At 64.6% G+C, this 17,285-nt stretch carries 18 protein-coding genes; 7 read left to right on the forward strand and 11 right to left on the reverse strand.

Going from position 1 to position 17,285, the window contains the following annotated elements; genetic code table 11:
* Positions 1-86: 86 nt before the first annotated feature.
* The 4 genes from MESS2_RS11880 to denD all read left to right on the forward strand — a co-directional run bounded on the left by MESS2_RS11880 (position 87) and on the right by denD (position 2,316).
* The gene (locus tag MESS2_RS11880; protein ID WP_008874474.1) at positions 87-773 is read left to right on the forward strand and encodes a GNAT family N-acetyltransferase; all 687 of its coding nucleotides are present in this window, start codon (positions 87-89) and stop codon (positions 771-773) included.
* A gap of 111 nt (positions 774-884) precedes the next feature.
* Positions 885-1,067: a hypothetical protein gene (locus MESS2_RS11885; protein ID WP_008874475.1), complete on the forward strand. Its 183-nt coding sequence runs from the start codon at positions 885-887 to the stop codon at positions 1,065-1,067.
* Positions 1,068-1,130: 63 nt separating this feature from the next.
* Entirely contained in the window at positions 1,131-1,337 is a 207-nt protein-coding gene (locus MESS2_RS11890; protein ID WP_008874476.1) for a hypothetical protein, read from the forward strand.
* A gap of 1 nt (position 1,338) precedes the next feature.
* On the forward strand, positions 1,339-2,316 hold the full coding sequence (denD, locus tag MESS2_RS11895; protein WP_008874477.1) for a D-erythronate dehydrogenase: 978 nt from the start codon (positions 1,339-1,341) through the stop codon (positions 2,314-2,316).
* Between the two features lie 40 nt (positions 2,317-2,356).
* On the opposite strand, the gene MESS2_RS33265 is transcribed toward denD, so the two are convergent.
* The 3 genes from MESS2_RS33265 to MESS2_RS11910 form a co-directional block, all read right to left on the reverse strand.
* On the reverse strand, positions 2,357-2,551 hold the full coding sequence (locus MESS2_RS33265; protein ID WP_008874478.1) for a DUF1007 family protein: 195 nt from the start codon (positions 2,549-2,551) through the stop codon (positions 2,357-2,359).
* 113 nt (positions 2,552-2,664) lie between these two features.
* Positions 2,665-3,564 (reverse strand): LysR family transcriptional regulator, encoded by a 900-nt coding sequence (locus MESS2_RS11905; RefSeq protein WP_008874479.1) that lies wholly within the window; start codon positions 3,562-3,564, stop codon positions 2,665-2,667.
* Entirely contained in the window at positions 3,552-4,778 is a 1,227-nt protein-coding gene (locus tag MESS2_RS11910; RefSeq protein WP_051069076.1) for an amidase, read from the reverse strand. The genes MESS2_RS11905 and MESS2_RS11910 overlap by 13 nt, the downstream gene beginning before the upstream one ends.
* Before the next feature lie 543 nt (positions 4,779-5,321).
* Between MESS2_RS11910 and odc2 the strand changes: the two genes are divergently transcribed.
* Together odc2 and MESS2_RS11920 are read left to right on the forward strand one after the other, a co-directional pair.
* Positions 5,322-6,455, forward strand: coding sequence for an ornithine/lysine decarboxylase (odc2, locus tag MESS2_RS11915; RefSeq protein ID WP_008874481.1), 1,134 nt, complete (start codon positions 5,322-5,324; stop codon positions 6,453-6,455).
* 96 nt (positions 6,456-6,551) lie between these two features.
* On the forward strand, positions 6,552-7,124 hold the full coding sequence (locus tag MESS2_RS11920) for a GNAT family N-acetyltransferase (protein WP_008874482.1): 573 nt from the start codon (positions 6,552-6,554) through the stop codon (positions 7,122-7,124).
* 60 nt (positions 7,125-7,184) lie between these two features.
* On the opposite strand, the gene MESS2_RS11925 is transcribed toward MESS2_RS11920, so the two are convergent.
* Positions 7,185-7,520, reverse strand: coding sequence for an SCP2 sterol-binding domain-containing protein (locus MESS2_RS11925; protein WP_341872355.1), 336 nt, complete (start codon positions 7,518-7,520; stop codon positions 7,185-7,187).
* Between the two features lie 171 nt (positions 7,521-7,691).
* On the opposite strand from MESS2_RS11925, the gene MESS2_RS11930 reads away from it, so the two are divergent.
* Positions 7,692-9,473 (forward strand): chloride channel protein, encoded by a 1,782-nt coding sequence (locus tag MESS2_RS11930; protein WP_040592736.1) that lies wholly within the window; start codon positions 7,692-7,694, stop codon positions 9,471-9,473.
* An 18-nt stretch (positions 9,474-9,491) separates the two neighbouring features.
* On the opposite strand, the gene MESS2_RS11935 is transcribed toward MESS2_RS11930, so the two are convergent.
* From MESS2_RS11935 to MESS2_RS11965, 7 genes are all read right to left on the reverse strand, one after another.
* Positions 9,492-9,737, reverse strand: coding sequence for a MoaD/ThiS family protein (locus tag MESS2_RS11935; RefSeq protein ID WP_008874485.1), 246 nt, complete (start codon positions 9,735-9,737; stop codon positions 9,492-9,494).
* Complete coding sequence (locus MESS2_RS11940; RefSeq protein ID WP_040592748.1) at positions 9,737-12,001, reverse strand: xanthine dehydrogenase family protein molybdopterin-binding subunit; 2,265 nt, start codon at positions 11,999-12,001, stop codon at positions 9,737-9,739. The genes MESS2_RS11935 and MESS2_RS11940 overlap by 1 nt, the downstream gene beginning before the upstream one ends.
* A 2-nt stretch (positions 12,002-12,003) precedes the next feature.
* On the reverse strand, positions 12,004-12,480 hold the full coding sequence (locus MESS2_RS11945) for a (2Fe-2S)-binding protein (protein WP_040592750.1): 477 nt from the start codon (positions 12,478-12,480) through the stop codon (positions 12,004-12,006).
* Positions 12,480-13,340 (reverse strand): FAD binding domain-containing protein, encoded by an 861-nt coding sequence (locus tag MESS2_RS11950; RefSeq protein ID WP_008874488.1) that lies wholly within the window; start codon positions 13,338-13,340, stop codon positions 12,480-12,482. Before MESS2_RS11950 ends, MESS2_RS11945 begins: the two co-directional genes overlap by 1 nt.
* Positions 13,341-13,531: 191 nt before the next feature.
* On the reverse strand, positions 13,532-15,175 hold the full coding sequence (locus MESS2_RS11955; protein ID WP_008874490.1) for an MFS transporter: 1,644 nt from the start codon (positions 15,173-15,175) through the stop codon (positions 13,532-13,534).
* A gap of 206 nt (positions 15,176-15,381) precedes the next feature.
* A complete protein-coding gene (gene flaF / locus MESS2_RS11960) occupies positions 15,382-15,729 on the reverse strand; it encodes a flagellar biosynthesis regulator FlaF (RefSeq protein ID WP_008874491.1) in 348 nt (115 codons plus the stop codon).
* Between the two features lie 433 nt (positions 15,730-16,162).
* Positions 16,163-17,194: a histone deacetylase family protein gene (locus MESS2_RS11965; protein WP_008874492.1), complete on the reverse strand. Its 1,032-nt coding sequence runs from the start codon at positions 17,192-17,194 to the stop codon at positions 16,163-16,165.
* Between the last annotated feature and the right edge of the window lie 91 nt (positions 17,195-17,285).

The raw sequence follows: 17,285 nt of genomic DNA on the forward strand, positions 1-17,285 counted from the left end.
AGCGTTTTTGTGAGCGTCCGTTGCCAAAAGTCAAACGGATTGGAGCCCAAGTGTCGGAAAAAATTGGGGTGTCAGAAAATATTGGAGTGTCGGAAAATCTCGAGAATTGGCAGCCGCGACCGCGGCCGGTACGCAGGATCATTGAAGGCCGCCATGTCAGGCTCGAACCGCTGAGCGCGGCAAAGCATGGCGACGGCCTCTACGAGGCGTCGTCGGTGCCTGACGTCGACGGCCGCTTTGCCTGGCTGCCCGATTATCCGCCGGAGACCCGCGCCGCCTTCCAGCCCTGGCTTGACAAGGTCGAGGCCAGCGAGGATCCGCTGTTCTTCACCGTCATCGACAAGGCCAGCGGCAAGGTCGCCGGGCGCCAGACGCTGATGCGCATCGATCCGGCCCATGGCGTGATCGAGATCGGCAACATCTATTGGGGGCCGCTGATCTCGCGCAAGCCGGCGGCGACGGAAGCGCAGTTCCTGTTCATGAAATACATCTTCGACGAACTCGGCTATCGCCGCTACGAATGGAAATGCAACAACCGCAACGAGCCTTCGAAGCGCGCGGCGGAGCGTTTTGGTTTCAAGTTCGAAGGCATTTTCCGTCAGCATCTTGTGGTCAAGGGTGAAAACCGCGATACCGCGTGGTATTCGATCATCGACAAGGAGTGGCCGGCGTTGCGCAGAGCCTATGAGGCATGGCTCGATCCGGCCAATTTCGACGGCGATGGCCGACAGAAGCGACGGCTCGAGGATTTCCGCGCGGAGTTCGGGGCGTAGAACCATGATCCCGAAAAGGGAAACCGGTTTTCGGACAAGATCATGGTCAAACAAGAAGATAGAAGTTCGTCCCGATTCCATCGGGATGGAAATTCTAGCAGGAGCAGGCGGATGGCGCATAGCCACGACCACGGCTCGCAAGGGCACGACCACAGCCACGCCGGCCATGTGCATGGCTCGACCGACAAGAAACGCGTGCTGATCGCGGCTTGCCTGACCGCAGGCTTCATGGCCGTGGAAGCGCTTGGCGGCATCCTCACCGGGTCGGCACCGCATGGTGGCCACTATCACTAATCCAGGGAACCCCATGGCATTGGCAATGAGCTTGATGAACCCCTTGCGCTCCGGGTTTGCGTGATGGATCGCGATACGCGCAATGCGGCGATCGGCGCCGCCTGGGTCCTGCTCTTGTTCGGCATTGCCGCCTACTATCTGCCAACAGTGATGCTGGCGGTCGGCAGCGTCTCGACCGTGCTTGCCGGTGTCGTCGCCGCCGTCTTCATGGTGGCGATTTTTGTCGTGTTCTGGCTGCGCGGCCGCAGCCAGCGCAAAAAGGGTCTTTGACATGCGCATTCTGATTACCGGTGCCGCTGGCATGGTCGGCCGCAAGCTCGTCGCCCGGCTGGCGAAGGATGGAACGCTCAACGGCCGCAAGATCGCCGCGCTCGACCTCCACGATATCGTGCCGCCGCGGGTGCCGGTCCTGGAAGGCGTCGACGTCGCCATCCATACCGGCGATCTTGCCGCGCCTGGCGCGACGCAAAGGCTGGTCGCGTCACGCCCCGATGTAATCTTCCATCTTGCCGGCGTCGTGTCGGGCGAGGCTGAAGCCAATTTCGACCTCGGCTACCGCGTCAATCTCGACGGCACGAGGGCGCTGTTCGATGCGGTAAGGTTGGCGGGTTTTGCACCGCGGGTCGTTTTCACCTCGTCGATCGCGGTGTTCGGCGCACCGTTCCCGGATGTCATCCCCGACGAATTCCACCCGACGCCGCTGACCTCATACGGCACGCAGAAACTGATGGGCGAGGCGCTGCTTGCCGACTATTCCAGGCGCGGCTTCCTCGACGGCATCGGCATCCGGCTGCCGACCATCTGCGTGCGGCCCGGCAAGCCGAACAAGGCGGCTTCGGGCTTTTTCTCGGGCATCATCCGCGAGCCGCTGAATGGCAAGGAGGCGACACTGCCTGTGCCGCGCTCGGTGGTGCATACCCATGCCAGCCCGCGCTCGGCGGTGAATTTCCTGATCCACGCGGCAGGGATCGACGGCGGCACTGTGGGGCCGCGGCGCAACCTGACGATGCCCGGTGTCGCCGTCACCGTCGGCGAACAGATCGAGGCCCTGGAACGCATTGCCGGCGTCGAGGCGGTGAAACTGATCCGCGAGGAACCGGACGAGACGATCTGGGCGATCGTACAGGGCTGGCCGACGCGGTTCGAGGCCCGGCGCTCGCGGGAGCTTGGCTTCGCCGCAGAAGAAAGCTTCGACGACATCATCCGCGCCCATATCGAGGATGAGCTGGACGGCAAGATTTGCGCTTAAGGCGGACCACTATGCGTCCAGTCGTTGACGCGAAAGGGCGTCACGCGCTGCCCGTCAGGCTTGCCGACAAAAGCAGCAGTCCGAACAGGAAGACGAAGGCGGCGCCGCCAATCTCGACGATCGAGTGGATGCGGTTGCTCAGCACCACTTCGAGGCGGGCCTCCGCGAAGACGTGGGGGTGCGCTCCGGCTGGCCCGGCCACGGCAAACATCGCCGCCAAGGCCGAAGCCAGCATGATTGCTTGCCGTTTCAGGTGCATTATCGGTCGCGCCATTCCATCGGCTTCGGTAACTGTCGAGAGTTACCAGAAAGGGGGCGAAATTCGGACCACGACGCGGCTGGAACGCATCAAGCGCTTTCACGCGTCTTGAACCACTGCACCAGGAAGTCGACGAAGACACGGACCTTTGCCGGCAGATAGCGGCGGTGTGGATAGACGGCGAAAATGCCAGCGCCCGACAGGATGCGGTCGTCCAGCGCGGTCACCAGCCGACCACTATCGAGGTCGGGCGCAGCGATGAAATCCGGCAGTATGGTGAATCCCAGCCCCGACACGGCGGCAGCTCTTGCCGCCATCGGGCTGTTGACCTCAATCGGACCGGAGACCGAAACGCTCACAGTGTCGCTGCCGTCGCCCTTGAATTGCCAATTGTTCAGCCCGCGACCGTTGGTGTCGACGATACAGGGGATGCGAGCAAGGTCCTGGGCCCGCGCCGGCATGCCATGCTTGGCGATCAGCTCAGGAGATGCGCACAGCCGCACCGAAAACGGCGCCAGCCGCCTTGCGATCAGCGAGGAGTTTTCCAGCCGCGAAATGCGTACGGCGAGATCGAAACCTTCCTCGACCAGATCGACGAAGCGGTCGTCGAGATCAATATCGAGCACGATGTCGGGATACTGCTTGGCGAAGTCGATCAGCGACTGGCCGATCGGTGCGTCGGCAAAGGTGCGCGGCGCCGAAAGCTTGATCCTGCCGCGCACGTCGCCGGAGGATTCGCGTACCGCATCGGCCAGGCTGTCGACCTCGCGCACGATTTCGGAGGCGCGCCGGTAATAGGTGTGGCCGGCCTCCGTCATCGAGAATTGCCGCGTGGTGCGGTTCAACAGCAGCGCGCCGAGTTCGTCCTCCAACTCGCGCACATATTTCGACAGCAGCGCCTTGGAGCGGCCGATTTTGCGCGCGGCCGCCGAAAAGCCTTCGGCCTCGACCACGTCGATGAAGGCGCGCATGCGGGTCAGCGTGTCCATGTCATGGGCTCCCCATATTGTTCGCTCCCGGAGGTGGCAAGGATGCGCGCGGCGAGCGCCAGCAATTGCCGGTCGCTGTTCTTCGGCCCGAGCAATGAGAGGCCGAAGGGCGCGCCGTCGACCTTGCCCAGCGGCAACGTGATCTGCGGAAAGCCCGACAGGCCGGAAAGGCACAGCAACCTCAGCGCGCGCTCGCGATAGGTCTGCAAATCGTCGAAGGCAGCGGCCTTGAGCGGAGCGGCACTGGGGACGGTCGGCAGCACGAGCACGCCGTCCTCGCCAAGGCGCTCGGCAAGTTCGCGGCGGAAGGCATCGCGCCGCTCCGTTTCATGTCGCGCCGTCGCGGCGTCGATGGTCGCGCCGTGCTCGAAGCGTTCCTTGACGAAGGGGCCAAGCATGCGGCCGCTCCGCGAAATCCAGGCACCGTGGCTTTGCCAGGCCTCGTATCCCTGCAGCTTGCGGAAGCACCAATAGAGATCGTCGGTGGAATGCGACAGCGGCGTGATCGTGCGCGGTGCGCCCGTCACCGAAGAGATGCGCTGGACCATGCCGGCATATTCATCGGTCTCTTGCTGGCCGAGCACGAGCCCGTCCAGCGCATCGAGCGCAAAGGGGCGCTGCAAGTCGCGAGGCTGCGGATCGTCGCCGAGCAGCACCGCGCCGACCTTGTCATAGGTGGCCATGTCCCTGGCGAACCATCCAAACGTATCGAAGGAAGGGGCGAGCGGCATGGTGCCGGCGAGCGAGATGCGGCCATGCGTCGTCCTGAGGCCGATCAGGCCGCAGAAACCTGCCGGCGCGCGGATCGAGCCGCCGGTGTCGGACCCGGTGGCGATGTCGGCAAGACCGCCGGCGACCGCCGAGGCGGATCCGGACGACGAGCCGCCGGTGATACGGTCGGGTGCGGCCGGATTGATCGGCGAGGGGAAATGCGCGTTCAGCCCCATCAGGGAAAAGGCGAGCTCGTCGGTCTGCGTCTTGCCGACGAAGCGCGCGCCCGAATCAAGCAGCGCCTGGACTGCGGGCGCGGTTGCCGCGGCGGGCGAGGCTTCCTCATATTTTTGCGGATTGCCGCAGCCGGTGCGGTAGCCGGCGACGTCGAAAATGTCCTTGACGGCCAGCCGCAGGCCGGCAAGCGGGCCTGATTGCCCATTCGCAACTGGGATCTGGTCGAGGTCGAGAAAAGCGTTCAAAGGGCCGCGAGTGCCTGTCATGCGTTCAATATCCGGATACAGTCTGTCCAACATTGTGCGCTGCTGGAAATTTTACAACCTTGCCCTACGATTTTTATTGATTGTGAAACCCTTCGCTCTTATATCGCGCTTGCCCAAAGTCGCACGTGCCTGTGGGTGTCCGCCGATCCTCGAATGGTGAGGGCAATCGGTAAGGTAACTGGAGCCAACCCCTCCAGTCGGTTTAGTGGCCAACCACCAAACCGAGGACACCTTGAAGCAACGACGGTGCGGGCCTTTCTGGTGTTCTGCCGGTCGTCCAAAGACCGGGGTTACTGAAGAGGCACACCTTCATTGCCGGCAGTGCGGACGGGTCTCCCATCCAAGCCAAGGCAGACAAAGCGAACCGAGGCCGGGCAAGGCCAAGGTTCACCGCCGCGAGACGGCGATTCGTGGTTCCGGGGTCTCCACCGGCTGGTTCCATGGATTTTCGCCCCGCCTTTGTTTGACCGCGTGTTCGCGAGGCCGAGAGCCCGTGTCCCGCAGCCTTTGTGCACGCCGCAAGGCGTGATTGGAGAGACCCCGATGGCTACCCAGCGCATCCTTGACTTCCTCGCCACCCGACGTCCGAGCGGCCCCTGCCTCGTCGTCGACCTCGATGTCGTGCGCGACAATTTCCGCGCCTTTCAGAAGGCGCTTCCCGATTCCAAGATCTACTATGCGGTGAAAGCAAACCCGGCGCCGGAAATCCTGCGCCTCCTTGCTACGATGGGCTCGTCCTTCGACACCGCCTCCGTTGCCGAAGTCGAGATGGCGATGGACGCCGGTGCGCCGGCGCATCGCATCTCCTTCGGCAACACCATCAAGAAGGAGCGTGACATCGCACGCGCCTACCAGCTCGGCATCCGGCTGTTCGCGGTCGACTGCGTCGAGGAGGTCGAGAAGATCGCCCGTGTCGCGCCAGCCGCCCGCGTGTTCTGCCGCGTGCTCACCGACGGCGCGGGCGCCGAGTGGCCGCTGTCGCGCAAGTTCGGCTGCGTGCCGGCGATGGCGGTCGACGTGCTGCGCCATGCCAAGTCGCTCGGCCTCGACGCCTATGGCGTGTCGTTCCATGTCGGCTCGCAGCAGACCGATTTGAACGCCTGGGACCGCGCGCTCGGCGACGCCAAGAAGGTGTTTTCGACGCTCGCCGAGGAAGGCATCGTCCTGAAGATGGTCAATATGGGCGGCGGCTTCCCGACCCGTTACCTCAGGGACGTGCCGGTGGCGCAGGACTATGGCCAGGCGATCTTTTCGGCGCTGCGCAGGCATTTCGGCAACGCGATCCCGGAAACGATCATCGAACCGGGCCGCGGCATGGTCGGCAATGCCGGCGTCATCAAGTCGGAAGTCGTGCTGATCTCGAAGAAGGCCGACAACGACAATGTGCGCTGGGTGTTCCTCGACATCGGCAAGTTCGGCGGTCTCGCCGAGACGATGGACGAGGCGATCCGCTACGCGATCACGACTGCCTATGACGGCACCGAGACCGCGCCTTGCGTGCTCGCCGGCCCGACCTGCGATTCGGCCGACGTGATGTACGAGAAGACGCCGTATCCGCTGCCCTTGTCGCTGACCATCGGCGACGACGTGCTGATCGAGGGCACCGGCGCCTACACCACCACCTATTCGGCGGTCGCGTTCAACGGCTTCGAGCCTCTCCGATCCTACGTGATCTGACGGTTCGAAAGAACCGATCAGATCATCCCAGGCGGGCGCTATCGCCCGCCCGGGCTCGCCTGTGGAACAGATCTCCGCTCGTGAAGGATCGCGGAAATGGAAATGCCAGTTGAAATTGTAGGCCGCTCGCCGGCTTTTTTGATCGTCGCCGAAACCGCTGCCGATATCGCGGCGCGCGAGGCTTTGCTCGACCGCGCGATGGGACCGAAACGCAGGAAGAAATCCTCCGAAAAGCTGCGGCGCGGCCGCCGGCCTTCGGAAGGCCTGGCCTTTGTCGCGCGCGATGCGTCGGGTGCGGTCACCGGCACCGTTCGGATGTGGGACGTGGTGCTGGGCGAGGGCGGTCAGGCGGCGCTTCTGCTCGGTCCGCTCGCTGTCGATCCGGCGCTCAAGAATGCCGGCATCGGCTCGGCGCTGATGCGCCATGCCGTGGCGGAGGCCGCGCGGCTTGGCCACACCGCGATCCTGCTCGTCGGCGACGCTCCTTACTACGGGCGTTTCGGGTTCTCGGCCGCAGAGACCGGCGCGCTTGCCATGCCGGGGCCCTATGAGCGGCATCGCCTGCTGGCGCTGGAGCTGGCGGACGGCGCGCTCAACGATGTTCAGGGCACGCTGAAGGCGGCGGGACGGAAGCTGAAGGCGCCTGTGGCGCTGACCGTCGCCGCCTGAAGAATGTAGATGCAAAAACGCCGCCCATCGGGCGGCGTTCTGCTTTCATCCGTGACTAGATCAGCCGATCAGCTGGCTCAGCGCCATGGCGACGCTCATGTCGCCCTCGACCTTTATCTTGCCGCTCATGAACGCCATGGTCGGGTTGAGATCACCAGCGATCAGGGAATCCAGATCGTCGAGCGAAAGCTTTATGGTGCAGTCGGCCGGTGCGTCGGCGGTCGAGACATCGGCGCCGTCGATGACGATGACGCCGTCAGCGCCGGTATCGAATTTCACGGAACGATCGAACCCGGCACTCGCCACGCGCGATCTGATCTTGTCGGCAATTTCCTGAACGCTCATGCCGTTCTCCTCGTCTCGTTGCGTTTGTCGCGCATTGGCGCTGGCGCATATAGCTTCGGGTTGACGTTTACGTCAACGCAGTTTCCCATGACGCGGTGGTCTTATCGACGCAGTGAGCCGCGCTGTCCGCGCCGCCTTCCGGCGGCCGGCATGGCGGTTGCCATGCGATGTCGCCGGGCGTATCAGGCTTTCACTTTCCCTAGATATCGGCGAGCCGCTCCGGTGCTTTCCAGAAACCACCCGCAAGTCTATGCCCGCCGGATGCGCGCGGTGCTGATCAGGTCGCTGCCGCTGCTCGAGGCGCGCGGCATCGCAGTCGTCATCCTCGCCGGCGTAGTCGGTGTGATTGCGGGCATATTCGTCACCGCGATGAGCCAGATGGTGCTGGACCTGCACGGGCTGCTGTTCGGCGTTCAGCCGGGCGGGCGGCTTTCGGCGATGTTTTCGCTGAAGAGCCCGGTGCAGGCGCTGATCCCGGCGATCGGCGGCATCCTGCTCGGATTGACCGTGATCTGGTTGAGGATTCGAAAATTCCGCACGCCCGTCGATCCGATCGAAGCCAATGCGCTTTACGGCGGGCGCATGTCCCTGACCGACACGTTCATCATCGCCGGCCAGACGATGATCTCGAGCGGCTTCGGCGCCTCGGTCGGGCTGGAGGCCGGCTATACGCAAGTCGGTTCCGGCCTGGCGTCGCGGCTGGCGCGCGTCTTCAGGCTGCGCCGCAACGATGTCCGCATCCTGGTCGGCTGTGGTGCTGCCGGCGCGATCGCGGCCGCCTTCGATGCGCCGCTGACCGGCGCCTTCTATGGTTTCGAGCTGGTCATCGGCATCTACTCGGTCGCCAATGTCGCGCCGGTGATGACGGCGGCGATCGCGGCCTCGCTGACCGCCGAGGTCTTCGGCGGCGTTCCGTTTCCGCTGGAACTCTCCGGCCTGCCGGCGCTCACCGCCAGCCAGTATCTGCCGTTCCTGCTGCTGGGATTGCTGGGCGGTGCCGCCTCGATCGCCATCATGCAACTGGTGACCCTGATCGAGCGTGGTTTCGTGCGGCTGTCGATCGATGCCGCGCTGCGCCCCTTCATCGGCGGCTGCATCGTCGGGCTGCTTGGGCTGATCACGCCGCAGGTCCTATCCAGCGGCCACGGCGCGCTGCATCGTGAATTCGCGATGAATTACGGGCTTGCCGTGGTGACCAGCGTCTTCTTGCTGAAACTGGCGGCATCGGCGGTCTCGCTGGGCTCGGGCTTTCGCGGCGGACTGTTCTTCGCCTCGCTGTTCCTCGGCACCCTGCTCGGCAAGATGTTCGCCGAAATCATGGCCGTCGTTTCGCCGGCAACCGGCATCGATCCCGCCGTCGCCGCCGTGGTCGGCATGACGTCGCTCGCCGTCGGCGTCGTCGGCGGCCCGCTGACGATGACGTTCCTGGCTCTGGAATCGACCCGCGACCTGACGCTCACCGGCGTGGTGCTGGCGGCCTCGATCATGGCGGCGATCCTGGTGCGCGAAACCTTCGGCTATTCCTTCTCGACATGGCGTTTCCATCTGCGCGGCGAGACGATCCGCAGCGCGCATGATGTCGGCTGGATGCGCAGCCTGACGGTCGGCTCGATGATGCGCAAGGATGTCCGCACCATCGATGCCTCGAAAACGCTTTCCACCTTTCGCAAGGAAGTGCCGCTTGGTTCGGCCCAGCGCGTTATCGCGGTCGACGCCGGGCAGCATTATGTCGGTGTGCTGATCGTCGCCGAACTGCACAGCGACCTGTCCGACGGCGAGACGCCGGTGCTGTCGCTCGCCAAGTACAGGGATGCCGTCCTGGTGCCGACCATGAATGTGCAATCGGCGGCCGAGACTTTCCAGCGCGCCGGCGCCGAGGAATTGGCCGTGGTCGAGGATTTCACCGACCGCGTCGTCGTCGGGCTCCTGACCGAAGGCCATCTGATGCGGCGCTACGCCGAGGAACTCGACAAGGCACGGCGGGATTTGTCTGGTGAGGGGTAGGGGCGGCCGGGGAGGTTGCTAGCCTCCGGCAAGACGCGGCAGCAGAAAAATCTCCGCCCCCTGCGGCAATTCCTTCGACCAGGTATCGCGATAAATCGTCCCGTCGATCGCCACCGCAATGCCCTTCTCGATCAAGGGCTCGAGGCCGGGATACTGCTCAGCCAGCTTCCTGAACAGCTCCCGAATATCCTTCGCCTCGATCTCGACCTTGCTCTTGCCTCCGGCGAGCGCGGCGAGCGATCCCCAGAGCGTTACTTCGACCATCAGCCTTCCCGTTCCGCCTCGATCGCCGCCAGGATGCGCGGCGGCGACATCGGGATGTGCGTCATGCGCACGCCGACCGCGTTCGACACCGCATTGGCGATCGCCGCCAGCGGCGGCACGATCGAGGTCTCGCCGACGCCGCGCACCCCGTAGGGGTGGTTGGGATTGGGGATCTCGAGGATCTGCGTGTCGATCATCGGCAGGTCCGAGCAGACCGGGATGCGGTAGTCGAGGAAGCCGGGGTTCTGCAGCCGCCCGTCCTTGCCGTAGATATACTCCTCGTTGAGCGCCCAGCCGATGCCTTGCGCGGCACCGCCCTGGTACTGCCCCTCGACATAGGTCGGGTGCACCGCCTTGCCGGCGTCCTGCACGACGGTGTAGCGCAGCACCCTGGTGGAGCCGGTCTCGGGATCCACCTCGATATCGCAGATATGGGTGGCGAAGGAGACGCCGGCGCCGTCGGCGACGAGTTCGCTGTGGCCGGCGATGGGTCCGCCCGTCTTGCCCGACGCGGCCGCGATCTCCTTCAGCGACAGCGCGGCTAGGTTGCCGTACTTCTCGCCCTTGGCAATGGCGTGGCCCTTTTCCCAGATCACGTCGTCCACCGGGATGTCCCACGTCTGCGCGGCGCGCTCGCGCAGGACCTTGATCGCGTTGCGGGCGGCCGAGATCGTCGCCATCGAGGAGGAGAAGGTGCCGCGGCTGCCGTCCGTCATGTCGTTGTAACCCAGGCTCGACGTATCGGCGACCACCGCCTTGACCTGCCCGTAGTCGATGCCGAGCTCCTCCGCCGCCACCAGCGACAGCGACGCGCGGGAACCACCCACATCGACCGTGCCGACGGCAAGCGAGACCGAACCGTCCATGCCGATGTTGAGGTCGGTGCAGGTCTGGCCGCCGAAGTTGAACCAGAAGCCGCAAGCCATGCCGCGGCCCTGGTTCTTGCCGAGCGGCGCCTTCATGTGCGGATGGTTCTTCGCCGCTTCCAGCGTCGGGCCGATGCCGATCGGGCCGTAGACCGGACCGTAGGACGATCTGGTGCCTTCCTGGGCGGCATTCCTGATCCGGAAATCGACCGGATCCATGCCGATCTCCTTGGCCAGCTCGTCGACGGCGCTTTCCACCGCGAACGCCGCCATCGGCGCCGACGGCGCGCGATAGGCCGCGGTCTTGGGCCGGTTGACCAGCACTTCGTAGCCGACCGTCTTGACGTTATCGAGCTTGTAGCAGGCAAAGGCGGTCATGGCGCCGATCTCGGCCCACATCCCGGCATAGGGGCCGCAGCTATAGCGCAGCGTCGCTTCGGCCGCGGTGATCGTGCCGTCCTTGCGGGCGCCGATCCTGACGTCGATCGAGGTGGCGCTGGTCGGGCCGGAGGCGCGGAACACCTCGTCTCGCGTCATGACCAGCTTGACCGGGCGGCCCGCCTTGCGCGACAGCGCCAGCGCCACCGGCTCGGCCCAGACATGGGTCTTGCCGCCAAAACCGCCGCCGATCTCCGAGGAGGTGACGCGCAGCTTCGAGGCCTCCATGCCAAGCAGTTGGGCGCAATGCTGGCGATAGACGAAATGGCCTTGCGTGCAGACCCAGAGGTCGGCGGTGCCGTCGGAGCTGACATTGGCCACGCAGGCATGCGGCTCGATATAACCCTGATGCGTCTGCTCGGTCTTGAAGGAACGTTCGACGACGAAGTCGGCCTGGCCGAAACCTTCTTGGATGTCGCCATGGCCAAACTGGGTGCGCTTGGTGACGTTGGAAGGCTTGACGGGCTTTTCGTCAAGGCCCTCGGTGAAGATGGCGTCGTTGAGCAGGGGTGCCGTGTGCTTCATCGCCTCGTCGACATCGACCACATGCGGCAGCACCTCATAGTCGACCTCGATCAGCTTCAGCGCCTGCCTCGCCGTGCGGGCATCGACCGCGGCGACCGCGGCCACGGCATGGCCGTCATAGAACGCCTTCTCGCGCGCCATGCAATTGTCGAGGATGTCGTACATGGCGGCATCGCCATCGGTGAGGTCGGGCAGGTCGGCCGCGGTGATCACCGCCTTGACGCCGGCGAGCTTCTCCGCCTTCGACGTGTCGATCTTCCTGATTTTGGCGTGGGCGTGCGGGCTTCGGAGCACGCGCCCGACCAGTTGCCCGGCCATGTTGAAGTCGGCGCCATAGCGTGCGCGGCCCGTCACCTTGTCGACGCCGTCGGGACGGATTGGACGCGTGCCGACGGATGTGAAACTGCGTCCGGAGTAGCGCGGATCGAAATTCATCGTCATGCTCCCTTCATCACGCTTGCCGCGTCCTGGACGGCGCGCACGATCTTGTCATAGCCGGTGCAACGGCAAAGGTTCCCGGCAAGGCCGAAGCGGATTTCCTCTTCGGTCGGATCGGGGTTCTTGGCCAAAAGGTCCTTGGCCGCGATCAGGAAACCAGGCGTGCAGATGCCGCATTGAAGGGCGGCGTGTTCGAGGAATTTCTGCTGCAGCGGATGCAGACTGTCGCCATGCGCCATGCCCTCGATGGTCTCGACGCGCCGGCCCTCGGCCTCGGCGCCGAGCACCAGGCACGAGCACACCAGCCGGTCGTCGAGGATGATGCTGCAGGCGCCGCAGTCGCCGGTGCCGCAGCCTTCCTTGGCGCCCGTCAGCCCGAGGCGGTCGCGCAGGACGTCGAGCAGCGTCTCATCGGGCTGGCAAAGGTACTCGACGTCGTCGCCGTTGATTGTCGTTGAAACTGCTACACCAGCCATCATTTGCCTCCTGCACGCTTATAGGCGGCGATAGCGGCCCGCTTGGCCAGCACCCCCGCAACTTTCCTTCTGAATTCGATGGTGCCCCGCTTGTCGTCGATGGGGCGGCAGGCCCCCGAGCAGACCTTGGCGAGCCGCTCCAGCGTGGCTTCGTCAAGCTTGGAACCAACGAGAACCTCCGCAGCCTCCTCGACCAGAATCACCGTCGCTGCCACGGCGCCCAGCGCCAGTCGCGCCGATTTGACACGACCTTGCTCATCGAGCGTCAGGTTCACGCCGGCGCTCACCACCGCGATATCCATCTCCGTACGTGGAATGAAACGCAGATAGGCATCGCCCGCACGCGGCGGGCGACGGTCGAGCAGGATCGCCTCGATGATCTCGCCCTTGGCGAGCGACGTCTTGCCCGGCCCGGTCGGCACCGCTTCCACGGCAATCGTGCGCCGGCCTCCCGGCCCAACGACCACCGCCTTGGCGCCGGCGGCCACCAGGGCCGGCACGCTGTCGGCGGCCGGCGAGGCGTTGCACAGATTCCCAACGATGGTGCAGCGTCCCTGCACCTGCTTCGAGCCGATCAGGTTCGCGGCTTCGACGACGCCGGGCCACGCCTTCTTCAGGGCCTTGCTCTCGCCCAGCACGGCGCAGGGGACCGCAGCACCTATGCCAAAACCTTCCGACGTTTCCCGGATCTCGTTCAAGCCCTCGATCGCCTTGATGTCGACGATCAGGTCGGGTTCGATAAAGCCGCCTTTCATCCTCACCAAGAGGTCGCTGCCTCCGGCAAGTATGGCGGCCGTACCGGTCGACCCGGCCAGCAGGCCGGCGGCATCTTCAATTGAAAGCGGACGTATGTAACGCATCGTCTCCCCTTGGTGGTCATAATCACGTCAACCGTTATAGAGCGTCTCTTCATAATGGCCATCCTGTTCGTGCATTCGCGGATTAGGCCAGGCGCCGCAATTTCAGTCCCCAATGAACCAGGACTGACGGGCGTCGCTGCGGACGCACTCCGCCAGTCCTCCGGATCAATCGTTGTCGAGGCTGTCTAGTCTCAATGCTCGATCGGGCCTTTCGGCATGACCAGCGCGGTGCCGGCGGTGGTCGGGCGCTCGATCATGCGGCGGACGCGGGGCGGCTCGGCGCCGCTGTGCAGCGCCCTTATGCGCTCGCCGACCACGGCGTCGGCATGGGTCGCCCGCTTGTTGTGGCGGATATATTCGAGCCATGTCGGCGTGTGGTAGTGCTCGATCCACACGGATGGGTTTTCCAAGTCCCGCGCGAGCGTCCAGTTGCGGGCGCCATCCCTGCGGCGGATACGGCCGCGTTCGGCCATGGTGGCGAGGAATTCCGTAACATCCTCCTCGCGGATGATGTACTCGATCATGATGGCGATGGGGCCGCTGCGCGGCTTGAGGTCGAGCCCAAGATGCGGCTCCTTGAAGCGGTTCAGCGGATCGAGGTTGAGCACCGCATGCTGCGGCAACGGCAAAAGCAGGCCGATGGCGCCGCCCGCAAGCATCGCCACGCTTGCCGCGATCAGCGCGGTTTCGGCGCCATGGGCGTCGGCAACGACGCCCCAGATCCAGCTGCCGAGCGCGATGCCGCCGAAGGTCGCCGTCTGATAGACCGAGAGCACCCGGCCGACCACCCAGCGCGGCGTCGACATCTGCACCGTTACGTTGAAATGCGACAGCGCGAGCACCCAGCAGGCGCCGCCGACGAGCAGCCCGAGCGAGGTCTGCCAGGCGTTGTGGCTGACGGCGGCATTGAAGGCGCAGAGCGCGAAACCGGCGAATGCCATGCGCACCATCGTCTCGCTGGTCAGGAGCTGGCGCAACCGGACGCTGATCAGCGCGCCGCCGACCGCGCCGATGCCGAAAGCGCCGAGCATGATGCCGTAGGTCAAGGCATCGCCCTTGACGACGTCGCGCGCCACCAGCGGCAGCAGGGCGAGCACCGCGCCGGCGCTGAAGCCGAAGGCCGAACCCCTGACCAGAACCTTGCCGATATTGGGCGACATGGCGACATAGCGCAGGCCGGCGCCCATTGCCGCTCCCAGCGTCTCGCGCGGCAGCGTCGATGCCGGCAGCTCCGGTTTCCAGCGGGCAAGCACGATGATGAGGCCGACATAGCTCAATGCGTTTGCGGCAAAGGCCGCGGCAGCACCGGCAGCGGCGACGATGATGCCGCCGATTGCCGGGCCGACGCTGCGCGTCAGGTTGAAGCCGAGCGAATTAAGCGCCACCGCCGCCGGCAGCTTGTTGCGCGGCACCATGTCGCCGACGGCAGCCTGCCAGGACGGGTTGTTGAGCGCTGTGCCGCTGTCGATCAGGAAGGTGAAGGCAAGCAGCGTCCACGGCGTTATCAGGCCAAGATAGGTGAAGGCCGTCAGCAGCACCGAGACAACCAGCATGAAGGTCTGGGCGACAAGCATGACCTTGCGCCGGTTGAAGCTGTCGGCGATGGCGCCGGCGACGAGCGCAAACAGCATGATCGGCAAAGTGGTCGAGGCCTGGACGAGCGCGACCTGGTAGGACGAGGTAGCGATGGTGGTCATCATCCAGGCGGCGCCGACGCCCTGGATCAGGCCGCCGAAATTCGAGACCAGGCTGGCGGACCAGACGGCGCGGAAAATCCCGTGCCGGAACGGCGCCAGCGCCGAGACGCGTTCGCTGTCCGGCTCGTCGTCGATCATAAATGCTTTCCCGACTTCAAATGCTCTTTGTCTTCCGGTGAATCGGTCCTCTCACACCGCTCCTTCAAAGTAGAACATCACATCGCAAAGGGCGAACGCATTCTCGAAAAAGATCATGGTCCAACAACGAGATAGAGAGAGCGGAACCGGTCTGGCTGGAACTCGCCCAGCAGCAACCTCGACGTTTGCCGGGCAGCCTCAGCCGGTCATTGAATGCCGTCCCTGATAATCGCCGACACTTCGATCAGCCCTTCGAAATTGTCCGTGCGGCCCTGGCGGATGTCCTCGGCCTCGCGCAGCAGCCAGAGGCCAATGGAGATGAGGTTGGCGCGCAGCTCCCTGGGCAAGGCATTGTCACTGGAGCCGAGATCCTCGACGAAGGTTGTCCAGACGCTGTTGGTGAAATGCAGCGCCTCGATCGCTTCCGTCGAGCCGTGACCGGCGAGTGCGGCCGCCGACAACATGTCGATCGAGCGGGTGAGAAGCTGCCTCTCTCGGTTTCTTGCATCGGCCACGGAGCCGATCGGGATGTCGGCGTGGGAGAATTGATACATCGTTGGCGCTCTATCGTTCCGTTGAGAGTTATCGCGTCAGGCTGAGTTGCCGCAATTCCTGATGCCCGGCTGCTGACATCGCCAGCGGCCGGACCCGAATACGCATCACTTTCACGAAGGCACACACCAGACACGGGGGACCGCGTCCAATCGGACCCTTCCAGGGAACGCGAAGCTATCCGCATCCGGCCCCGGAACGGCTCCGGAGCATGAGACTTTGGGTGATCGCCGCGCCCCCCGAGGAACGGCTGATTCGGGTACAATCTAACCGCAGACGAATCCGACTTCAAACGCGATTTAATACTGTGGAATCTTATAGGGCGCCGGGACTTCGTTAGACGCGCCGCGTGCCTTGCAGTCACGAAAAGCTCGAACCCGTTACAACCGTGCCGTTACGGCAACTGCGCATCGTGCTGCCCTTATGCGCGACGCGTCAGCGATCCTCGAACCCCGTCAGCACGCCGACGGCGTTGATGCCGATCTCCTCGACGGCATAGCCGCCTTCCATGACGAACAGCGTCGGCAGGCCGAGCCTGGCGATGCGGCGGCCGATCTTGGGATAGTCGGCGCTTTTCAGCTTGAACTGGCTGATCGGATCCTTCTCGAAGGTATCGACGCCGAGCGAGACGATGACGACATCGGGAGCGTATGCGGTCAGCTTCGCGCAGCCATCCTCCAGGGAGGCGTTCCAGGCGTCCCATGACGTGCCGAACGGCATGGGGTAGTTGTGATTGAAGCCTTCGCCGGGGCCGGCGCCGCGTTCGTCGGCATGGCCGAGGAAGAACGGATATTCGGTCATCGGATCGCCATGCAGGTTGATGACCTGGATGTCGCCGCGGCTGTAGAAGATCTCCTGCGTGCCGTTGCCGTGATGGTAGTCGACGTCGAGGATCGAGACGCGCCGGGCGCCCTGGTCGCGGAACCATTGCGCGACGACGGCGGCGTTGTTGATGAAGCAATAGCCGCCCATGAAGGCGGCGCCGGCGTGATGGCCGGGCGGGCGGCAGAGCGCGAAGGCCGACGGCTCGCCGGCCTTGACCAGGGCGGCCGCGGTCAGCGCCACGTCATAGGAGGACTTGATCGCGTCCCAGGTGCCTTTGACGAAAGTGGCGCCGCCGTCGAAGGAGTAGAAGCCAAGCTGTGCATCGATGGTTTTCGGGCGCACGTCGCCGCGCAGGCCGCGCGTCGGCCAGGTGAAGGGGATAGCCGAGCCGGAACGGCCGGATGCTTCCCAGAGCGGCCACACGGTCGGCAGGAAATCGATATAGTCGTCCGTATGAACCTTCTTGGCGGCAGCCAGGTCGTGGCTCTCTGGTGGCAGGATCGGGCCGAGCTCTTCGCTCTCCACCCGCGCCTTGATGAACTCGGCGCGCGAGGGCTTTTCGAAAGCCGGGACGACGGCGCCCGCGATCAGTTCCACATTGCCGGCATGGCCGGCGTGAAGCGGGGAAAAAACAGTCTTCATGAAAATCCTTCCGTGGCGAAACCGAGCGACGGTAACCATGCGCCGCCGTTTTTAACAAGCCGCTGGGCCAAGCGGCTATGGCTTGCTGGCT

This window comes from Mesorhizobium metallidurans STM 2683, assembly GCF_000350085.1.
In the GTDB taxonomy this organism is placed as follows: Bacteria; Pseudomonadota; Alphaproteobacteria; order Rhizobiales; family Rhizobiaceae; genus Mesorhizobium; species Mesorhizobium metallidurans.

Excerpts from the sequence above, each read along its gene's own strand:
- MESS2_RS11910 (WP_051069076.1), bottom strand. The coding sequence starts at position 4,778 with ATGACAGGCACTCGCGGCCCTTTGAACGCTTTTCTCGACCTCGACCAG.
- MESS2_RS11940 (WP_040592748.1), bottom strand. The coding sequence starts at position 12,001 with ATGAATTTCGATCCGCGCTACTCCGGACGCAGTTTCACATCCGTCGGC.
- MESS2_RS11885 (WP_008874475.1), top strand. The coding sequence starts at position 885 with ATGGCGCATAGCCACGACCACGGCTCGCAAGGGCACGACCACAGCCAC.
- MESS2_RS11905 (WP_008874479.1), bottom strand. The coding sequence starts at position 3,564 with ATGGACACGCTGACCCGCATGCGCGCCTTCATCGACGTGGTCGAGGCC.
- denD (WP_008874477.1), top strand. The coding sequence starts at position 1,339 with ATGCGCATTCTGATTACCGGTGCCGCTGGCATGGTCGGCCGCAAGCTC.
- MESS2_RS11920 (WP_008874482.1), top strand. The coding sequence starts at position 6,552 with ATGGAAATGCCAGTTGAAATTGTAGGCCGCTCGCCGGCTTTTTTGATC.
- MESS2_RS33265 (WP_008874478.1), bottom strand. The coding sequence starts at position 2,551 with ATGCTGGCTTCGGCCTTGGCGGCGATGTTTGCCGTGGCCGGGCCAGCC.
- MESS2_RS11950 (WP_008874488.1), bottom strand. The coding sequence starts at position 13,340 with ATGCGTTACATACGTCCGCTTTCAATTGAAGATGCCGCCGGCCTGCTG.
- odc2 (WP_008874481.1), top strand. The coding sequence starts at position 5,322 with ATGGCTACCCAGCGCATCCTTGACTTCCTCGCCACCCGACGTCCGAGC.
- MESS2_RS11890 (WP_008874476.1), top strand. The coding sequence starts at position 1,131 with ATGGATCGCGATACGCGCAATGCGGCGATCGGCGCCGCCTGGGTCCTG.
- MESS2_RS11955 (WP_008874490.1), bottom strand. The coding sequence starts at position 15,175 with ATGATCGACGACGAGCCGGACAGCGAACGCGTCTCGGCGCTGGCGCCG.
- flaF (WP_008874491.1), bottom strand. The coding sequence starts at position 15,729 with ATGTATCAATTCTCCCACGCCGACATCCCGATCGGCTCCGTGGCCGAT.
- MESS2_RS11965 (WP_008874492.1), bottom strand. The coding sequence starts at position 17,194 with ATGAAGACTGTTTTTTCCCCGCTTCACGCCGGCCATGCCGGCAATGTG.
- MESS2_RS11945 (WP_040592750.1), bottom strand. The coding sequence starts at position 12,480 with ATGGCTGGTGTAGCAGTTTCAACGACAATCAACGGCGACGACGTCGAG.
- MESS2_RS11935 (WP_008874485.1), bottom strand. The coding sequence starts at position 9,737 with ATGGTCGAAGTAACGCTCTGGGGATCGCTCGCCGCGCTCGCCGGAGGC.